The organism is Porphyromonas cangingivalis (genome assembly GCF_900638305.1).
Classification (GTDB): Bacteria; Bacteroidota; Bacteroidia; order Bacteroidales; family Porphyromonadaceae; genus Porphyromonas_A; species Porphyromonas_A cangingivalis.
This window is the reverse complement of record NZ_LR134506.1, coordinates 1571679-1590835: the sequence shown is the minus strand read 5'-3', so window position 1 is coordinate 1590835 and position 19157 is coordinate 1571679. Positions and strand designations below refer to the sequence as shown.

17 protein-coding genes are annotated in these 19157 nt (G+C 45.8%); 9 read left to right on the top strand and 8 right to left on the bottom strand.

Annotated features, from left to right (window positions below):
• Positions 1-169 precede the first annotated feature (169 nt).
• The 9 genes from EL262_RS06580 to EL262_RS06540 all read left to right on the top strand — a co-directional run bounded on the left by EL262_RS06580 (position 170) and on the right by EL262_RS06540 (position 7181).
• Entirely contained in the window at positions 170-730 is a 561-nt protein-coding gene (locus EL262_RS06580; protein ID WP_025837331.1) for an FHA domain-containing protein, read from the top strand.
• Between the two features lie 41 nt (positions 731-771).
• Positions 772-1458, top strand: coding sequence for a bifunctional nuclease domain-containing protein (locus EL262_RS06575; protein WP_025837334.1), 687 nt, complete (start codon positions 772-774; stop codon positions 1456-1458).
• Complete coding sequence (locus EL262_RS06570; RefSeq protein ID WP_025837335.1) at positions 1451-2188, top strand: RsmE family RNA methyltransferase; 738 nt, start codon at positions 1451-1453, stop codon at positions 2186-2188. Before EL262_RS06575 ends, EL262_RS06570 begins: the two co-directional genes overlap by 8 nt.
• A 26-nt stretch (positions 2189-2214) precedes the next feature.
• Positions 2215-3600, top strand: a complete 1386-nt coding sequence (locus EL262_RS06565) for a DNA recombination protein RmuC (protein ID WP_051522663.1) — start codon at positions 2215-2217, stop codon at positions 3598-3600.
• Positions 3601-3654: 54 nt separating this feature from the next.
• Complete coding sequence (locus tag EL262_RS06560) at positions 3655-4320, top strand: hypothetical protein (RefSeq protein WP_078735684.1); 666 nt, start codon at positions 3655-3657, stop codon at positions 4318-4320.
• Positions 4321-4343: 23 nt separating this feature from the next.
• Positions 4344-5012: a hypothetical protein gene (locus tag EL262_RS06555; protein WP_126464386.1), complete on the top strand. Its 669-nt coding sequence runs from the start codon at positions 4344-4346 to the stop codon at positions 5010-5012.
• 237 nt (positions 5013-5249) lie between these two features.
• Positions 5250-5429 carry a hypothetical protein gene (locus EL262_RS06550; protein WP_025837346.1) on the top strand — a complete coding sequence of 60 codons (180 nt, stop codon included), beginning with the start codon at positions 5250-5252 and terminating at the stop codon, positions 5427-5429.
• Positions 5430-5621: 192 nt separating this feature from the next.
• A complete protein-coding gene (locus tag EL262_RS06545) occupies positions 5622-6272 on the top strand; it encodes a porin family protein (protein ID WP_025837348.1) in 651 nt (216 codons plus the stop codon).
• Positions 6273-6569: 297 nt separating this feature from the next.
• The gene (locus tag EL262_RS06540) at positions 6570-7181 is read left to right on the top strand and encodes a nitroreductase family protein (protein ID WP_051522664.1); all 612 of its coding nucleotides are present in this window, start codon (positions 6570-6572) and stop codon (positions 7179-7181) included.
• Between the two features lie 493 nt (positions 7182-7674).
• Here EL262_RS06540 and EL262_RS06535 read toward each other — a convergent pair whose 3' ends face one another.
• From EL262_RS06535 to EL262_RS06500, 8 genes are all read right to left on the bottom strand, one after another.
• Positions 7675-8073, bottom strand: a complete 399-nt coding sequence (locus EL262_RS06535) for a DoxX family protein (protein ID WP_025837351.1) — start codon at positions 8071-8073, stop codon at positions 7675-7677.
• 45 nt (positions 8074-8118) lie between these two features.
• Positions 8119-8838, bottom strand: coding sequence for a pirin family protein (locus EL262_RS06530; RefSeq protein WP_025837353.1), 720 nt, complete (start codon positions 8836-8838; stop codon positions 8119-8121).
• A gap of 219 nt (positions 8839-9057) precedes the next feature.
• The gene (locus EL262_RS06525; protein WP_036853417.1) at positions 9058-10224 is read right to left on the bottom strand and encodes a TlpA disulfide reductase family protein; all 1167 of its coding nucleotides are present in this window, start codon (positions 10222-10224) and stop codon (positions 9058-9060) included.
• 17 nt (positions 10225-10241) lie between these two features.
• Positions 10242-11888: a PKD-like family lipoprotein gene (locus EL262_RS06520; RefSeq protein ID WP_078735685.1), complete on the bottom strand. Its 1647-nt coding sequence runs from the start codon at positions 11886-11888 to the stop codon at positions 10242-10244.
• A gap of 39 nt (positions 11889-11927) precedes the next feature.
• On the bottom strand, positions 11928-12749 hold the full coding sequence (locus tag EL262_RS06515; RefSeq protein WP_025837361.1) for a hypothetical protein: 822 nt from the start codon (positions 12747-12749) through the stop codon (positions 11928-11930).
• A gap of 11 nt (positions 12750-12760) precedes the next feature.
• Positions 12761-14203 carry a RagB/SusD family nutrient uptake outer membrane protein gene (locus EL262_RS06510; RefSeq protein WP_078735686.1) on the bottom strand — a complete coding sequence of 481 codons (1443 nt, stop codon included), beginning with the start codon at positions 14201-14203 and terminating at the stop codon, positions 12761-12763.
• A gap of 16 nt (positions 14204-14219) precedes the next feature.
• Complete coding sequence (locus tag EL262_RS06505; protein WP_078735687.1) at positions 14220-17381, bottom strand: SusC/RagA family TonB-linked outer membrane protein; 3162 nt, start codon at positions 17379-17381, stop codon at positions 14220-14222.
• 554 nt (positions 17382-17935) lie between these two features.
• Positions 17936-19018 carry a hypothetical protein gene (locus EL262_RS06500; protein ID WP_036853419.1) on the bottom strand — a complete coding sequence of 361 codons (1083 nt, stop codon included), beginning with the start codon at positions 19016-19018 and terminating at the stop codon, positions 17936-17938.
• Positions 19019-19157 lie beyond the last annotated feature (139 nt).

Genomic DNA, 19157 nt, shown 5'->3' with positions numbered 1-19157 from the left:
CATCCGTGCGACGACTTATGGAGTTTGTGATGCGGAGTCTTGTGGGACAAGGCCTTGAGGTGGCCGACCTTGGGGCGGTCGGTGCGAGTGCGCGACCTTGGCTGTGGGGAAGGGGTTTATTTTCTTGGGTGAGATAATTCTTGTAATTTTGTCACTAAAGAGAAAAAGAATGGAAAAGACCAAATGCCCTTATTGCAGAGCCAATATCGAAGTCATCGCACCATCCGTCAAGGATCATGGTGCGGAGCTGAACTTGTGCCCCAACTGTCACAAACCCATCGCAGTGTATTCGTGCCGTGCGACATCGATGCAGCACTCCGACAGGTCTGTCAAGGCGGTCGTCGTCACGCCTTCGATAGATCAGGAAGCAGACCCTTGGCTGGAGATCGTCGAGAACCAGTTCACGATCCCTCAGGACTATTCGATCCCCATGGGGACAAGCATCCTCGGGCGACAGAACAAGGACTCTGCGGCTGACATACAGGTCTTCACCGCCGATCCGAGTATGAGTCGCAACCACATCAAGATCGTGCGACGCAAGGAGGTGATCTCGGTGATGGACAATGAGAGCAATACGGGGACCTTCGTCAATGGTCGTCTGCTCGCTCGTGGCGAACAGGTACATCTCCGTGATGGTGATGTCCTCAGTCTCGGTGCACTTTCGGTCATCGTCCATCTTCCCTCGTTGGTCGAAGAGGAGGAGTTCGATCTGGCCGACTTCGACCTGTAAGGCTTTTTCGTTTTGAAGACCAATAGCGTAAGAGACTAAAGATGAAAGAAGTGAAGATGTGTCAGGTGACCGTCATCGGTGTCGGACACAGCAACAATAAGGAGAGAACGATGGCGATGGTCCTTCGTGAGATCGCAGAGCCACATCGCCACATGCCCGTGTTCATCCCTCGTCACAGGGAGGCGACATTCATCTCGGCGATCAAGTGGTACGCTCGCAATGAGGCGGTGGATCACGATGTCGTGGATGACTTCGCCATGGCGGTGGGCTATCGCATACGGAGTGTGTCGATACACACAGAGCGTTCGGGGGCATTGACGGCTCAGATGATGGCACTCGGAGAGATGGGTGAGCGGGTCACGTTCACGGTCACCATGCACCAAGGTGTCCTCCACGCCTACCTGCGCAACCTCCCCATATACATCGAGGAGGACGTCCTCAACACTGCAGAGAAGCAAGTGAAGTACAAGGGCTATGACGAGGTGAGCGAACTTGGGCTGGATGTGCAGAAGGAGCGTGTGTCCAACAGCCTTTTGGGGCGTTGTATCACTCAGGGCGTGATGCCTCTCGAGGTGACAGATCCGACGGCTGAGGAGCGTCTCCACGAGAGCACCTATGAGGAGCTGGAGATCCTCCACAAGCTCAGCATCGACAAAGAGCAATACGAATGGGCAAAGATCATCTGGGCCGAACAAGAGGCTCGTATCAAAACCTCAGGCAATGAGTAAAAAGCACAACAACAAGATCTCCGAAGACACGACCTACTTCTACGCTCCCGAGGTGGTGAGCACGGGATTTCTCCCCCCCGAAGAGTCGGCTCATGCCATACGGGTGCTGAGACTCAAGGAGGGGGATCGTATCCTTGTCACCGATGGCAAGGGCTTCCTATATGAGGCCGTCATCCTGTCGGCAGACAGCAAGGGGACAGCCGTCGCGATCGAGCGCACGGTGGAGACCTTCGAGCGCACACGGCCTGCGGTACACCTCGGCATCGCCCCTACGAAGAGCATCGACCGCATCGAATGGATGTTGGAGAAACTCATCGAGATAGGGCTCGACCGTATCAGTCTCATCTGTACGGATCATACCGTTCGTCGTCATGTCAATGTCGAACGGCTACAAAAGATCATGATCTCGGCGATCAAGCAGTCTCGCAAACTCGTCACGACCGAGATCCTTTGGCACGACAGTCTCAAGGACTTCTTGACGACCTTGCCCGACAACGCTCGCCGGTACATCGCTCACTGTGATGAGAGTGGTGTGCGACAAGAGCTCCGGGAGGCTTTTGTCCGGGGCGAAGACTCCGTTTTTCTCATCGGGCCTGAGGGCGACTTCTCGCCGAAAGAAGTCGAAGCGGCAAAGGCATCGGGCTTCGTCCCTGTCATGCTGGGCAAAGAACGCCTGCGTACCGAGACTGCAGGACTTTATGTGGGCTTCTTACATCACTTGTACAATTAACCCGTCTAATCCTTTCTCTGCGTCTTATGGCTTGGTACATTATTATCACAATCCTTTCGATTATTATTGTGGTGTTGGTTTCTCTTTTCGTCCGCAAGAACACCCTGGCGGACTCTGCTCTCTCGGCTCTACATGAGGTGGAGCGGGAGCTCTCCTCGGTACGTACGGAGGCGACGTTGGCACAGAGTCGGTTGTCGGAGATGAACGAAGAAGCACGTGCCCTACGCACGGCTTTGGAGGAGAGTCAGAAGAAGACCGAGGATGCTCGAATAGCTGTTGCGACCGTGAGTGAGGAGCGTGAGGGGCTTCGTCGGAAGTTGGCCGAACTGACCGAAGCGCAGGAGCAACAACGAGAAGAGCTGCGTAAGGAGTTCAGCCTCATAGCAGAGAAGATCATCGAGGAGAAGAGCAACAAGGTCACAGAGAAGCAAAAAGAGGACCTCAAGGTCATCCTCTCTCCGCTGCAGGAGAAGATAGAGGCGTTCAAGAAGCAGGTGGCAGAGTCCTACGAGACCGAGGCCAAAGAGCGTCATACCCTTGCTCACATCATCAAGGAACTTCAGGATCAGAGTAAAAACCTCTCCAATCAAGCCAATTCGCTCACCGAGGCTCTCCGTGGGCAGTCCAAGGTACAAGGCGACTGGGGTGAGCTCATCCTCGAACGCATCCTTGAGGACTCGGGACTTACCGAAGGCAGGGAGTACAAACTGCAGGAGTATATCACCGATGAGCACGGCAATAAGCTCACCAACGATGAGACCCGTCAGCGTATGCGCCCCGATGCGATCATCCACTTCCCCCGAGAGAGGGATGTCATCATCGATGCCAAGGTGTCATTGACGGCTTATGCCGAGTTTCACGAAGCGACCGGCGAGGAGGCTCGAAACTCAGCCCTCAAACGTCACTTGGACTCGGTCAAGAACCATATCGAAGAGCTATACAGGAGGGATTACAGTGCTTATATGGAGAGTTCGCCCGACTTTGTCATCATGTTCTTCCCCAACGAAGGGGCTTACAACCTCGCCATACACGGTCAGAGCGACCTTTGGCAGATGGCTTACAAGAAGAAAGTCCTCCTCATGGGGCCTGCCAACCTCATCGGGATGCTCAAGATCCTCTACGACCTCTGGAGTAAAGAGACTCAGATCCAAAACATACAGAAGATCGTCGACAGTGCAAACAAGATGTATGAGAAGTTCGTCAACTTCTCGGACAACTTTGCAAACATAGGCAAGAAACTCGAAGAGGCTCAGAAAACGTACGACCAAGCGCGCGGACAGCTCTCCTCGGGACGTGGCAACCTCATCCGACAGATGGAGGGGATGCGTAGCATGGGGCTACCCTCGACCAAGAGCATCAACTCTTCGCTGCTCCAAGATGCCAAGGTCGATGAAGAGTTGGACGAAGAATGACCGAAACAGACACACAAACAAGAAAATATCCACCATTAACATGACAACACTACTATGAGACAACATTCGCTTTTGACCCTCTGTGTCTCCATCCTACTGCTCATGGGAGCGGTGAGTTGTACAGGCACGAATAAGAGATCTGACTATGCTTCGACAGCTCAGGCTGTCGCACTTCCCGAACTTGCCGAAGGACAGCTCGTGGAGTTTGAGGACGACACACTACGCATCGTTGATGCCACTCCTGAAGGCACTGATCAAGCCATCTTTCTTATCCAACCTAAATGGGCAGGCTTTGCCCCTTTCGAAGTCAAAGGGGCATGGGCATTTTTGGCTTTTGAAGCAAAGACACCTGGTCATCTTTTGTTGAGTGAAGGCACAGGGGTAATCCGTGAACTCCAAGCTTTTGATCTCCTCACGGGGAAGATGACAGGCAAGTTTGAACAGTACATGAGTGGCCCTACCATCGAAGTCGAGAACGACAATCAGATCCTGTTCTATGCTTACGGAAATGATTATCCCCAAGCTCAGTGGGATCCTGCTACCGGAGAATGGACATTCTCCAACGATGTCCCCGAGCACCTCAAGGCTTCGGTCAGGGCACTTGATTCGGAGTTGCAGGACTTTGTTTTCACAGCCATGGCCTACCGTAAGATCCGTATGTATCTTGACAGCGGACGGATAGAAGAGCTCGATGAATACAAGTGGGGTTATATGCAGTGACACTTATTTCAATCAGATTTGCTATGAAAACGAACGTACTACTCCACGGCTTCATCCTATTGATGTCGACAGCCCTCATCGGCTGTGCAGGAGGACAAAAGAGTGGCTCCGACTCCCATGACGGATCGGAGACTTCGGTCGAGCTCCCGGTACTCACCCAAAGTCAGACCATCGCTTTCGAGAACGAAGACCTCCGTATCCTCAAGTCGGGAGACGGAGCTGATGATATAGACTCGCTGATGATCCAAGCCAAGAGTACCGACTTCACCTCATTTGTCATAGAAGGTGTAGAGCTCGAAGTCGAAGATGTCGTCAGTGACCATCTCATCTTGAGTGATGGCGAAGATGATGTGGTGACCCTCGAAGTGTACAACCTCCGTACAGCCAAGCGTATTGCTCAGGTCGATCAGTACATGAGGGGACTCATGACGGTCGAGGACGACAACCGCATAAACGTGCTGATGTTCGACAAAGAATACCCTGTCGTCGAATGGATCTCCGAGACCTCAACGTGGAAGTTTCTCAACGAGGTCCCTCTGAGTCTTGCGAACGAACTCCCCGCCCTCAAAGAGAAATATAAAGACCGGATCAAAGAGAACTTCCGTCTCATGGCCTATCGCAAAGTCTGCATCCACCTCAAAGAGCGCAGGGTGGAGTACCTCAACGAATACGAATGGGACTACACTTATTGATCTGACGCATGGCCGATGGTCTCCCTCTCGGAGCATCCTCGGTACCTCTGATCCTGCTGTGTTTGTCTCGAAATCCCATCCGAAGAGGGTGTGCCGAAATAGAAGTCTTGGCGCGCCCTCTTTTCTTTTATCCGCAATGCAGAGAGATAATGAGGGGAGACTTTTCTATGAAAATACGCCGATTTTTATTATCTTCGTCAATAACGTATGATTGAAAATTGATTTGGTTATGAAGATTTGAACAAAGCTTTTTGGACCCTTATAGTGATCGTTGTCATCGCCCTCCTCTTCCTCGTTGCGAAGGGTATCATCTGGATTTCGAGTGCGATCCTCAAGATTGCGGTATTGGTGGTCTTGGCTCTTGTGGCTATCGGCATCTTGTTTTTTGTCTGGCGCAAGGGTGGTAGCAACGACTAAACACCTTATTTCCTCAGCCTGTGGAGCGGTGTCCGTGGTGTTTTAACATATATTGGGCGGCTCTCAGGCTTGAACATCGCTTTTATCTCTATATTTGCGACAGGTGCATCACAAGATGTGCCGATTTGAAACAGCCTTGGGGCGTGCGTTGTGCGCTTTCGAGGGAATGTACAATCTAAAAAAAGAAACAACATGAAGAAAATTTTGACTATTGCATTTGCTCTATTCTGTATGACCGCAGTGGCACAGAATCGTCCTACTTTCATTGTGCAGGGTGGTTATCAAGGTGCCAACTTCACCGGTGACAAGGACTCTAAGTTGCATCATGGCTTCCGTATAGGTGCCGCTATCGACTATGCATTCGTGACTTCGGACACTTATGACCTATCCGTACAGCTCGGAGCCAACTATTCGATGAAGGGTGCAGGCAAAAATTACTTCTCGATCAAAGGCAAGACAGCGGACGCAAAGACTACACTCCAGTACGTGGATGTGCCCATCTTGCTCAACAGCAGATTTAACCTCTCTGACTCTTTCAACGCATTTGTCAACTTCGGTTCATACCTTGCTTATGGTCTCTCTGCCAAGGAGTCGTTGGCCGAAAACATCATCGGAGTTGACCTTCAGACCAAAGCAAACCTCTTCAAGACCGGTCGCACCGGTTCGGGAGACCCTGTCTATAAGCCTTTTGACTACGGTGTACAAGTCGGCGCAGGTGTCGAGATGAACAAGATCATGCTCGGTGTGGGTACACAGTACGGTTTGACCAGTGTCTACAAGGACAGCGATAATGGCAATAGGAAGAACATCAGCTTCTACGCTTCAGTAGGTTATAGATTCTGATGCTGACGGCCTTTGCACCTTGAGTGCAAGCTGATATATAACAGGGTGTGTCGAAATGAAAGATTCGACACACCCTTTTTCTTTCTTGGCGACTGTCACAGATAGCTTGGCTTTGGACAAATATCTTCGAGAGTGCCGGCATCGTATCGAAGACTCGGATACTTCCTTTTGTCCGAAAAACGCGATGGGGTCAACTCATCTTTCTTTTTTATCTATTATGTGTGATCAAAAAACATTATTCTGTGTGTATTTGTTATATGCTCAGTACGGCACCCTAATTGTGCCTGAATCAGAAATATGACAACTAAAATAGAAATGCTAAAGGATGCCCTTGCGCATCGTCACTCTCACTACGGACTTCGCCCTGAATGGGTAGCTCCACGCGAAACTGTCGAGGACCTTATCGGTCATGTCTTGCAGACTGTACCCTCGGCTTTCAACTCTCAACCTGTACGTATGGTCCTTCTCACCGGAGAAGCTCACACTGCACACTGGAAACTCGTAGAGGATGCTCTCATCTCAATCATGGGACAAGAGGCTTACGAGGCTAATACAGCAGCCAAGATCCGTCAGGCTTTTGCAAGCGGTATCGGTACTGTCCTCTTCTTCGATGTCCCTTCTGTGACAGAAGGTCTGCAAGCATCATTCCCTGCTTATGCAGCAAACTTCCCTCTTTGGGCACAGCAGGTACAGGGCTCACACCAGCACGCAGTATGGATGGGTCTCGATATGCTCGGCTTCGGTGCAAGCCTCCAGCACTACATCGGTATGGTCGACTCTGACATCAAGGCGTTGGCAGGTGTAGATGCTTCTTGGGTATTGAGTGCACAGATGCCTTTCGGTGCTCCCCTTGCTGAAGCTGAAGGTAAGGAGAAGCTCCCTCTTTCTGAGACCTTCATAGTGAAGTAAGTAGGGCTTCGCATAGATCGATAAAAAAACAGGGTGGGTTACTTTCTTGTGAGAGTAACCCACCCTGTTTTTTTTATCGATGCGATAAGTCTGTGTCTGCGACTCGCTTCGCTGTGGTTAGAGGATTCAGCCGGTCTTCGGATCAGCTCTTTCTTACCTACGAAGTGAGATCACTACCGGATAGCCTCCGAAAAAAAGTCGTTAAGATCGATAACGAAGGTCGTTAAGATCGATGACGAAAGTCGTTAAACTTGATTTTGACCATCGAACGAGGTTATCGGTCGATAAGGTTAACGAGTAGTGCTCTCCCCCAAGCGTGTATGGTTAGTTGTCCCTTTTTAGGCCGGTATCTGTTCGGGTTTCAGACTCTTCCTGCGAGGGATGATCACGAAGGGCTATGTTAAGTGTAACTTCCGGGTATGCAAAAAAAAGATGGAGTGCCAAGGTCTGACCTTGACACTCCATTCTTTTATTGTTTTTGTAGGGAGACTGATCAGTCCCACTTGTCTTTGCTTGATACTGCGTACTTACCGCCACCGGTGAAGAAGAGTGCAAGTGCTCCGAATAGGAATAGTCCGGGGAGCTCTGCTGCCCAACCACCGTATTGACCCAAGCTCACGACAGAGTGACCGCCGAGCCATATGATCGCAATACAGTTGAGTACAAACACAAGGGCTGCAAGTCTTGTCCTAAATCCAATGATGAGCAGGAGCGGTGCAATCACTTCTCCAACAAATACTCCGTAAGAGATAAATGTAGGTAGGCCTTTTGCCGCAACCATTCCCTGGATGGGTTCAATCCCTCCGATGAGTTTTGCGATACCGTGTAGAAGCATCATGATACCCACCGAGAGGCGCATGATCAGAAATCCTAAGTCTTTGTTTTTTTCCATTTTTTTTCTTGTCTGTTTTTATAGGGTTTGTTTGTTGAGGGGGCTTTATAGGGTCATAGGAACCTCCATCAGTAGCACCTGAGTGTCGGGGGCATCGGATATGATAGACAAGTTGTCTACATCCCAGATCCCAAATCCGTCTCTTGTCGAGAGGGCTTGCCCTGATATGGTCGCTTTACCGCTGATGACGAACGCATAGACACCGTTGCCTTTGGACTTGATGTTGTATTCGGATGATACGCCTTGGTCAAACTTGCCAAGGTGGAACCAAGCGTTTTGGTGTATCCATACCCCTTCGTCATCTGCGTTGGGCGAAAGGATTTGTTGGAACTTGTTCTTCATCCCATCGATATTCATAGTCATCTGATCGTATCGGGGAGCGACATTTCTCTTGTTGGGGAAGATCCATATCTGTAGAAACTTTGTCAAGCGATCGCTGTTTCTATTGTATTCGCTGTGCTGGATGCCTGTCCCCGCACTCATGACCTGGATATCTCCCTGCTTGATCACCGCAACATTGCCGAGGGTATCCTTGTGCTCGAGATCTCCTTCGAGAGGGATACTGATGATCTCCATATTGTCGTGTGGGTGTCTGTCAAAGCCTTTCCCTGCCGCCACGGTGTCGTCATTGATCACGCGTAGTACGCCAAAGTTCATGCGCTCAGGGTTGTAATAGTTGCCAAAGCTAAATGTGTGAGCCGATTGTAGCCAGCCCCAGTTTACCTTACCTCGTGTGTCTGCTTTGTGGATTACATAGTTTGCCATCTTAATCAATCTTTTTTGAAATTTCTTTTTCGTTTGAACTTACCTATTGACCATTGGTGGTCATATTTTCTATAAAAAATAACTCCCCCGATTTGTTCAATATTCCCTCATCTCAAGGCAGAATAAGGTAATAACACCTCTGACTTTCGGTAAAGTTTGATGCAAAAAAAGAGATGGTAACTACCATCTCTTTTTCGCTTGTCACATAGGATTGTATACTTACTTTACATACTCTGCTACGGCTTCATAGATACGAGGACCTCGCATGTCACGCTCTATGATGCGACCATTCGGGTCAATCAGAAGAATGAGAGGAATCCCCTGCACATTGTACATGGTATTCATTGCTTTGATCTCCTCATAAGGCATTAATAGTGAAGGCCATGTCAAGTTATCTTCTTTCATTGCCTTGATCCAATCTTCTTCGTTCATATCGAGGGAAGCCGCCAAGACTACGAGTTTTTTGTTTTTATTATCTTCGTAAGCCTTTCGGATGTTGGGTGTTTCTGCTCTACACCAAGAGCAGCCACTGCTCCAAAAGTCCAAAAGGACATATTTGCCTCGGAAGTCCGACAACTTTATAGAGTGACCATTACTATCTATTCCCGATATTTCGGGAGCGATAGCACCGACGACACTTTTTTCAGCTTCTATGAGACGGTCGTTCATCAGAGTATAGTAGAATGTGCTCTTCGCCTCTGCATCAAAAGAGTTTATTTCATCCTTTACCCTATTGATGTCATCGAGTGTTGTATGAGACTTCTTCAAAAATATTTCGTTATAGTAGAAATATATACCCAATGGGTTTTTGAGTTGACGAGCGGTGATATCCCTTATGAAGGACTTTTTAGACTCGTCTCCCTTCGCATAGTATGGGATAGACATAGATTTGATTCGATCCATCGCATCGTCATCTTGAGCTATGCGTGCTTGATAGAAGAGATTGTCCAACGAATCTATCACCTGACGCTCCGAAGCCACATACAGCTCATCCGAAAATGCTTGATACTCATTGGCCAGTGGAGTGCCAGAAGCTTTGATAGTAAGAAACCGGTGAGAGGATAGAGAGATATCTACCTTTGTCTTGCCCTGTTGGAGGAATGCATATACAATGGCATTGTTGGTTGGTGTATCAGTGACGACATAGAAACCATAAACACCCGATGGCAAACTGTCAACAGTGTACGTGAACTTACCTTCACGAACATGTATGGTATCTATCGGAAAGACTTGGTCATAGGCTTGATGGACAGCTTTGCCTATGATGATTTCGGAAGTCTCTACACCCTGTATTTCCCCTTCGAGGACTATGCCTTTTATTTTTTCATGCATACAAGCCGTGAAAAGGAAGGCTGAGCAGAGTATTGAAAATATGAAACGTTTCATTATTCTTGAATATTGATTTAAATAAATACTACAGATTTGATAGGTCCAAAACCTTTATGGACTTGTACATTGTCATAAGCCCATTTACTTTCTTCGACACTTCCGGTATTATCAAGATGAAGGACTACGAGTTCGCCCTTGTCTTGTATGTTGAAAGCTATACCAAGGAGTCGATCTGGATCGGTTTCGATGATTTGTTTCATAATCTCTGGTCTATCTATATAAGCTTCCACGGCCATACGTATATCTACACCTTGAGCATTGGAATCTTCGTGCTCGTAGATGACGGTATTTTGTCCATTCACAATGTTGTGTTTGTAAACCTTGTTCCCATCCACATAGAATATAATGTTGGCATAATTATGTCCAGAGGTCATTCGGGTGTTCTCATTGATGCTTTGGGGTTTAGGAAATCGGTAAGCTCCCGAGATGGGTGCTTCGATAGCGGATGATAGTTCACGTCCGCGTATCGTATATACAAGGCTGCTATCCGGGCTTATGAGATAGGCATAGAGTTGATATTGCTGGAATGTTGCCATACCGCTCTTCCCATATTGATATCCTGGGAAGATTGACACAGCTCGATATCCTTTGGGGATCTTATTAGGACTTTTAGCATTTCCTTCATGTTCTCTGATTGGCATCATTGTTAACCTGACAGAGGGCGGATTTTGGGCTTCTTGTTCGTCCCAAAAGTTTTTAGTCATATCGACAGCAAGGAAGCGAAGCCCCTTTTCATCATACCCTACACCGGCATTTGTGCATACGCCAAACTTGGTTATATACACAGGTCCAGAGACAGAGGCAGGATCTGGTACTGCTTGGTACATCACCGGGCTGTAATAATTGTTGTGGAAGATATTCCCATTAGATGCCATAGCATAGCCAGTATCTCCAGCTCCACTGCCGACAATCTTGGCTGGATCGAAGTTATTTATTTCTTCGACATTTATTAGTTTCTGCCACGGTTTGAAGTTTTTGAACTTTTCGCCCGGAGCAATTAATCCCCCTTCAGAGAGCTCCGTAGTAGAGAGATACAACTGTGACGGAAAAGAAAACAACCAATAGTCCATAAATGGTTCGGTACTTATCTGTCTGACACCAAGATGTAGGGGCTTCCCTTTTAGTGAGGTCCCATTTTCTTGAGTATAGGTGTCATGTTGGATGATGTATTTTCCAGCATGATATTCGACAGTGCCTATTTCAGCATGACCATCTGTCTCGTGCAAGACCGCCCAAGATGCGGTATAAGGGTCAATGAGGCGGAGTGTAGTGAAGCGCAAAGTCTGTGCCTTTGTAGTCATATCTGTGACATATAGTCGCACGGTATATTCCGATCCCAACTGATCATTAGGGTCTTCAGAATTAGGGTTGAAGTGAATGGTCACAGACTTATCCGTACCAATGGCAGTCCCTTTCTCTTGATCGTTCTTAGAGATGAACCACTCGTATTTCAGTTCTTTCGCCTGTCCATAGGTGTCTATAGTAGGGGTGATAGTGCAGTAAAAGTCTGTTTTTTCCTTCTTATACACATACTGTTGCTCCAGTGTGACAGATATATCGAGGATGTTTTCGTCATAATCATAGTTCCCTTTATCCTTATAGCAAGCAGAAGACATAAGGAGTATAGAAACGAAGAGAGGTAGTATTCTTTTTTCTTTCATAATACTTCAGGTATAAATAAAAATCAAATATGATAGGCTTCACTCTTGAGTATTGCCCGACATTACTTCTGGAAGGGTCACAAGCGAACCATCTGGTTCTTTGAGGGGAGTCTCAGGGTGAGTGGTATTGTACTCTGCGAGCTTTTTCTTGAACTCAGGCAAAGCTCCTTCAAGCCCGTATTCCTTCTGGTCAGGATATATATGACTGTACACCACACGGTCTATGAATGGTATTTGTTGGATAGGAGGTATAGAGACTAAAAAGCGATGCTTCACAGGCCCATACTTGCCCAAATGCTTTTCAAAGGAATCTAAGAAGTCCTCTTCCGTAAATTGTCTGGCTCTTTCGTGTGTTTTCACTGCTTGATCTATGATCGTTAGTCGCACATCTTGTCTCCCTTTGACTCCAGCAACGACATCACTCTCAGCATAGTCAATAGCAATCTTTGCTCCCATAAGTACATCATATTTATCTAAGGATAAAATTCTTAGTTTAAACTCAGTCGAATTCTTCCCCGGTTCGAAGTAGACATCCGGAATCTCCATTTTCATCGGCTCCGTGTTCTTGACCGTTTGTGCGATGACTTTCACCCTTAGGCGTTTTGTGGGAGTATGGCCTTCTATGGATAGTTTGACAGGTATTTCAAACTTCTCTAAAGGATATCCAAACTGTTGCTTAGCAAAGTACTCGAATAGGTTGATATTGACCTCAAAGTCATCGTTGTCTATGTCTACACCACCGAAACTTTTGAAGACTACACCTGTATCTCCAGAGAAAGTTTCCACATTTTCTTCTTTGCAGGCGTGCAACAAACATAAGGTTGCACATAGCAAGAGCAGTAGTTTATATTGTCGTTTCATAAAGTCAATTCTTATTTATCTATATTACCAAAAGTTATCTCATCATCAGGTATGGTGAATCTGTAATTGTGTTCCTTCATATCCTGTATTGGACAGAATTGAAATGTCTTGTATCCATGCCTTTTATAAAAGAACCATAACTGTCCTTCAGCGTAAAATTCTTTACGATACTCTTTTTCTATGTTTAATAGTTTAGTCTCAGGAGAATCGAATGTCTCAAGGGTCTCTAGGGCTCTTGCTTTGCGTACTTTTGAGAGATGTCGAGCACTTTCTTTCAAGTCATCTGATGCTTCTGCCAAGATATAGTACATCTCTGCCAATCGGATGAGTGGCATTGTATTGTTGAGTGCCAAAGAGTAATTGTCTTGCATATATTTCTGTGTTACGCAATATCCTGCAGAGATAGTAAATCCACCGATTTCTCTCATCCTGATGTCATTGATACCATCGACTTCTACATCAAAGATTTCGTGAAGACGATCACGGTCACCTGCTGTTGTGTGCGAAAACTTAGACGGTAAAAACTCATTTAGGACAGTTGTAGGGAAGACTTTATCGTCCATGCTGAGAGCAAATATCAGTTCGTTAGAAAGAAGATGATCTTTTGCGTTATTAGTAACAAAAGTGAAGATCTTTGAGCCATCGTTTCTTTTGGCATTGATAACCTCTTGTGCTTTTTCCTTTGCATTTGCGATGTCTCCTTTGTAGAGATATACACGAGCCATCAAGGCTTTGACGGCATATTTGTTCATTCGTTTTGATCTTCTTGTTAAGAACGGATTTTCAGGGATTCCTTCGAGTGCATAGTTAATCTCCATTTTGTCATTTTTGAGCAGAGTTTCTGCTTTGACTAAGTCGGCTAAAATCAGATCCAGAACTTCTGTCGCTGGGAGAAGTTGACGTGTCTGTCTATCGAAAGTAAGACGATAAGGTATTGATGGAGACTGAGGGTTGTCTTTATATATAGGTCCGAACATCCTTAAGAGGTCAAAGTGCAAAAATGCTCTCAATCCTAAAGCCTCACCAAGGATAATATCTTTGAGTCCGGGAGTGGTGATGACTTGCCCTTTGGTATTGATATTCTTTATTAGGTTGTTGATATTGGCAATGATATTGTATGACTCATGCCAGAATCTGTTAGTGTAATTGTCCTTTTGTGTCGTGCCACTTACAAATGAGTAGAAGTCTGGACGATTGAGGAAGAAGAGAGGTCTATCCTCGGACATCACATACCTTTGTGCAAGCATATCGATAAATCCATATGTTAGCTCTTTACCATAGAGATTAGATGCGCTCATCTTAATGTATGCTGCGGTGAGAGTCTCTTTGAATCCTTGTTCATGTTTGAAGATACGCTCTTCTTTAACATTGGATTTAGGTTCCACTTCCAACCACTTCGTACAGGAAGAGAAGAATAGAAGTGTGCTGAGTATTATTATGGTTATCTTTTTCATAATACTATAATTATATTTAGAATGTTAGATTGAGAGACATTGATGCTTGCCGAGCAAGAGGATATGTAGTGCCTCTTTCGATTTTGATGGTTGAGAATCTAAACAAGTCTTCCAAATGCATGCCTATGGATGCTGCTGTCAAACCCATCTTTTTGAGCATAGGGAGTTGTTCAGTATCAAATCGATATTGAGCGTTGATGACATTGAATACTATTTCATTATTCTTCATCAAGAATCGTGTCGATGCTTTTGTATTGGCTCCTTGTATATTTACAGCTTTGAAGCGAGATACATCACCTGCTTTTTTCCAACGTTCGGTGTAGGCTCGTTTGTCTACATTGTATCGCAAATCAGCATTTTCGACTTTATCGACGAGAGTGTAGTTGTATAGCATACCCCCGTAAGAGTAGCGTGATGCCAAAGACAGACTAAGCCCTCTCCAGTTAAGATTTAAACTGACTACCCCCGTAACCTTAGGTTCGGTATCTCCGACAGGTACCATATCTACGGGATCCCATCTGTAGGAACGTTCACCTGAACGGGTTAGAAATATCTCTTCTCCTGTCTGAGGATCAATGCCAAGTGAGCGCACCGCCCATATCATGGATTGCGAATACCCTTCCTCATATCGTGGTAGAGGACGACTATTCCCTCGCTTATCACGTCTCAATACTTCCTCATTACTTGCCTTCAAAGCGTTGGATATTTTCGCTATTCTGTTTTTGTTGTGGCTTGCGGTAGCCACAATGTTGAGATTTAGCTGTTGCGAAGGAATATTGATTGGCATGACACGGATAGTTGCTTCGACACCCTTGTTGGAGATGTTCCCAAGATTTTCGGAAATAGTCGTAAATCCTATTGACGGAGCTATCGTAAGGGGAAGAATAGTATTGTAGGTATACTTGTCGTAATATTCTAGTCGTCCGCTGAGAATCCCATTAAAGAGATTGAAGTCGAGGCCTATATTCAGAGCAGAGGTAGTCTGCCACTTCAAGTAGGGATTACCTAAGCCTATAAGTTGCGATCCGATTACATCAGAACTGTCATAGATGCGAGATAGACCATTGTAAGAGTACATTTGCAACGCTTGATAAGGAGTGAAGCCCTGTGTCCCTGTGATACCGTAACTCGCCCTAAGAACGAGTTCCCTAATCCATGAGGAGTCTTTCAAGAAGGATTCCTTCTCGATATTCCATCTTGAACCGACAGACCAAAATGGAGCAAATCTATTATTGGCACCAAACTCCGAAGATGCGTCCACACGTATATTGGCATCTAAGGCGTAACGTTGATCGTAGGTATAACTTACCGTAGCCAATACCCCAAAAGAGCGAGAAGTCCGCTCGTCTCCGGACAATCCTTTAGTCATTGCACCAAGAAATACTTCATCCATATACTCGTTAGGAAAACCTGTTTGATGTATCCCTATGGTATGCAACAAATCTTCTTTGATATTGAAGTGGGCGAAACTAGAGATGAAATGCTTATTGGTAAACATATTGTTGTAACTCATCGTCAAACTCACATCATAACCCTTCCTCTGTGTTCTGTTCCATACGAAAGAGCCTTTGCTTTTAATATCGTGAATGGCTACGAAGTCTCCATGCTGGGCTGGTTTGAATGCACTGTTTTCAGACAGACCTCTGCTTATAGTTGCATCGAGAGATACTCTTATACTCTCCAAAGGTAGGTATTCGATCTTCAATGCATTACGAACGTCAAAGGCTTCGTTGCGATCGAAGGTATTGAGCAGAGTATTGTACATAGGGTTGTCTATGATACGACCATACTGTACACCATCTTTGTATGTGGCTGTCTCAAGGAGACGAGGGATTTGGCCATGGGTGTCATACTTACGATAGTAAGGATTGAGTCTTGCATAGTCGTCAAAACTACCATAACGAGACGTGCGATCCGAGTTGCTCTGATCCAAGAATAAGATATTACTCAACAATATTTTGCCTTTTCGATATCGGATGTCTATGCTTCCACTTTTGCCATATACACCGGTGTATTTCATTACCCCCGGAGCGTCATTGAGTCCTGCATAGATTTTATATCTTAGAGCATTGTCTCCTCCCTCAATGCTCAAGGCATGGCGATGGTTGAATACCGGACGTACAGGTTCTGATAGCCAGTAAGTATTGACGCCACGTAGAACCTCCAGTTCTTTGTGCTTTAAATCTTCGAGTATGCCTTGTGACTGAAGAGCTTTGTAACTCTCGTTATATACGCCTGCACGTTTCTCAATATCAAGTTTCTCTGCTGCGTTGACGAGGTTGTAATCGCGAAGATCCGGTACCAGGCCTTTGTAGTTGCCTGAGTACGTCACTCTTAGAGCCCCTCCTACTGGAGCTTTGGTCTCGATGACCACCACTCCGTTTGAAGCTCGTGATCCATATAGCACCATCGCTGCAGCATCCTTAAGGATTGTTACACTCTCTATCAATGTAGGATCTAGATCTATGATTTTTGTGACACTTACACCAATGATACCATCGAGGACAAAGAGTGGCTGATTAGGGCGTGTATCGACATCTCCTCTGAGGATAACCTTTTCGTCTGTCGAATAGTCCCCCATACTGGACTTGCCTCGGAGGTTAAAGTCGGGAAGTCCACTAGGATTGGAGCCGACAGTGAGGTTGCTTCCAAGTCGAAAGCCTGGATCAAGAAGTTCGATTGCCTTGAGTACATTTCCGGAGGTCATCTGTGTTATCTCCTTGCCGGTCATCGTATTGGCTGACCCTGTAAATCCTTCTTTTTTGCGTTGGAAGATACCGGTGATGACAACTTCGTTGAGCAGTTGAGTATTTTCCTCAAGGACTATCTTGTTTGATGTGTTGTACGACACCTGCACTTCCTTCGTTTGGTAGCCCATATAGGACAATATGAGCGTGGGCGTAGGCGTAGGCAAGTCTCCTTTGAATAAAAACTCTCCATTGATATTGGTACGGAATCCTAGTTTGGTCCCCTTGATACGTACTGTCACACCGATAAGGGGCTCTCCTTTTTTGTCCACAACGACACCTTTGAGAGATACTGTGTACTGTTGAGTATTTGAGGAGGCCGGCTTTTTATCTCCTTTTATGTTCTGTGCTGATAGTTGCCCTCCGAAGAGCAAGGAGAATACCCCTAAGGCTACCCATCGCACCAATTGTTTTGAGTGTTTAAAGTGCATAGTTTTAATCTATAGGTTTAATTATTATAATTGTATTGCAAAATTAATTAAAGTCGACGATGCCTTCTTTGAAAAGAAGTTAATTGTAGGCTTGTCGTGCTGCAATATAAGTTAATGTTATTTTTTGCTAGCCTTCATCTTAATAGCGTTGAAATTTATTATTTCTTGATGATATTCCCGGGTGTTTTAAAAAAGTGTTTGGGGTGCTTAAATAATACCAGGCGGAAGTAAGGAAATATGTTATTAAAAAAAATCTGTAAGCTGATTCTTTTTATATTTTATAAGATGATCATAAAAGTCAACTTTTAAATCGTTCGGGTTCAGAGTCTCGTAACAGCTACATGAAAGTAATGTCAGCAATTCAAAAGGATCATTCAGGTAGTCAAATGAGGTAATGAACAGAGTGTTGTTTTTTATTGAGTTCACGTTGAATTTGAAGGGGTTGGGGGAGGAAGACTTGCCTTATCAAAAAACGAGAGCCGCATGGTAGAAGTGCTACCATACGGCTCTTGTCCTTAGTGGCTGAGATAAGTCAGGCCATGTGAGGGGTGATATTAGTTGTTCAACCCCTGCTGGCGATATGGACAGTCCTTGATCACCTTACGCATACGCTCGACCTGATCCACGGATATGGTGAAGCAGGATGAGTAGTCGTCCATGATGTTGTATGAGTAATAGAGGAAGGGTCGTTGATTTTTTTTATGTGGTGTCGACTTGAGTCTCTTGATCTCGCCTTTGAGGTAAGTATAAGTATCGGGACAGTAATCGACATCCTCTTCTTCACCGGCAGAATCTGTAGAAGTAGAAAGAAGTCCGTAAAAACGTCCCACTTGTTGCTCAAATCGTCCTCCTTCCGGACCCGATATACTTTGATAAAAATCTCTGTAGCTTATTACGATACCGGCATTGATCGGGTCGATATTTCCGTCAAGTTCATCGGCACTATCGATCTTCCATAGGTTAAGTCCGGGGATATCATCGGGATTGCCAAGTGTATAAGCCGGAGCAACTTTTGAAGGGGCTAACCCTTTGCTACGAGCCGTGATCCAAACCGTCAGATACTTATCCACATCCACCATTTGGTTCTTTTTTATATATGCCTTCATATCCAAACTTTCACTTTCAGAGAGATCTACCTTTTGGAAATCATGGAGGTAGAACTCCATACCTGAGTCACGACTACTCGGAGCCTTGAAGAATTGATTGGAGAAAACCTTATTGGTTCGCTCCAGCACCTGCTCGATCACCTTCTCATTTAACGCTGTCGTATAGTGAGCTTCCATAGGAGCGTAAAGAGCTTTGATAACAACCGGAACTCTGATTTTCGGCAGAGCTTCAGTAGGAACATCTTTGAGTGTCACAGTCACCGGATTTGCCTCAATCTCACCGAAAGTCGCTTTGAAAGTTATTTCATCATCCTTCGAAGTCGTGGAGAATAATTCATCAGCCTTGAACGTTTGCCCATCTGATGCTTCGATCTTGATCTCATTGAGGGGAATCCTATCGGCCTGAAATACTCTTTCGTTTGTTTTATCTCCATCTTTGGAGTAATATCCTCTGACATAGAAACTCAACTGTGCCTTGCCGTCCCTCAATAGCACAGGGCCATTGGGAGAAAGTTCTATACGAGTAATCAAATCTGTGCTTGCTCTTTCCAGTCTAAAATCTTCACTTTGTCCTTTGCAAGAGGAAGAAACCAAGACAACTATACATAAGGATAGACTCCATATAGTCCGATTCACTATTTTCATATAATTCATAATATGTGCAAGATTA

Bases quoted from the DNA above. Each gene is read 5' to 3' on its own strand.
- EL262_RS06515 (WP_025837361.1), bottom strand. From the start codon at position 12,749: ATGAAACGACAATATAAACTACTGCTCTTGCTATGTGCAACCTTATGT.
- EL262_RS06535 (WP_025837351.1), bottom strand. From the start codon at position 8,073: ATGGAAAAAAACAAAGACTTAGGATTTCTGATCATGCGCCTCTCGGTG.
- EL262_RS06505 (WP_078735687.1), bottom strand. From the start codon at position 17,381: ATGCACTTTAAACACTCAAAACAATTGGTGCGATGGGTAGCCTTAGGG.
- EL262_RS06565 (WP_051522663.1), top strand. From the start codon at position 2,215: ATGGCTTGGTACATTATTATCACAATCCTTTCGATTATTATTGTGGTG.
- EL262_RS06580 (WP_025837331.1), top strand. From the start codon at position 170: ATGGAAAAGACCAAATGCCCTTATTGCAGAGCCAATATCGAAGTCATC.
- EL262_RS06520 (WP_078735685.1), bottom strand. From the start codon at position 11,888: ATGAAAGAAAAAAGAATACTACCTCTCTTCGTTTCTATACTCCTTATG.
- EL262_RS06510 (WP_078735686.1), bottom strand. From the start codon at position 14,203: ATGAAAAAGATAACCATAATAATACTCAGCACACTTCTATTCTTCTCT.
- EL262_RS06560 (WP_078735684.1), top strand. From the start codon at position 3,655: ATGAGACAACATTCGCTTTTGACCCTCTGTGTCTCCATCCTACTGCTC.
- EL262_RS06555 (WP_126464386.1), top strand. From the start codon at position 4,344: ATGAAAACGAACGTACTACTCCACGGCTTCATCCTATTGATGTCGACA.
- EL262_RS06525 (WP_036853417.1), bottom strand. From the start codon at position 10,224: ATGAAACGTTTCATATTTTCAATACTCTGCTCAGCCTTCCTTTTCACG.
- EL262_RS06530 (WP_025837353.1), bottom strand. From the start codon at position 8,838: ATGGCAAACTATGTAATCCACAAAGCAGACACACGAGGTAAGGTAAAC.
- EL262_RS06540 (WP_051522664.1), top strand. From the start codon at position 6,570: ATGACAACTAAAATAGAAATGCTAAAGGATGCCCTTGCGCATCGTCAC.
- EL262_RS06545 (WP_025837348.1), top strand. From the start codon at position 5,622: ATGAAGAAAATTTTGACTATTGCATTTGCTCTATTCTGTATGACCGCA.
- EL262_RS06575 (WP_025837334.1), top strand. From the start codon at position 772: ATGAAAGAAGTGAAGATGTGTCAGGTGACCGTCATCGGTGTCGGACAC.
- EL262_RS06570 (WP_025837335.1), top strand. From the start codon at position 1,451: ATGAGTAAAAAGCACAACAACAAGATCTCCGAAGACACGACCTACTTC.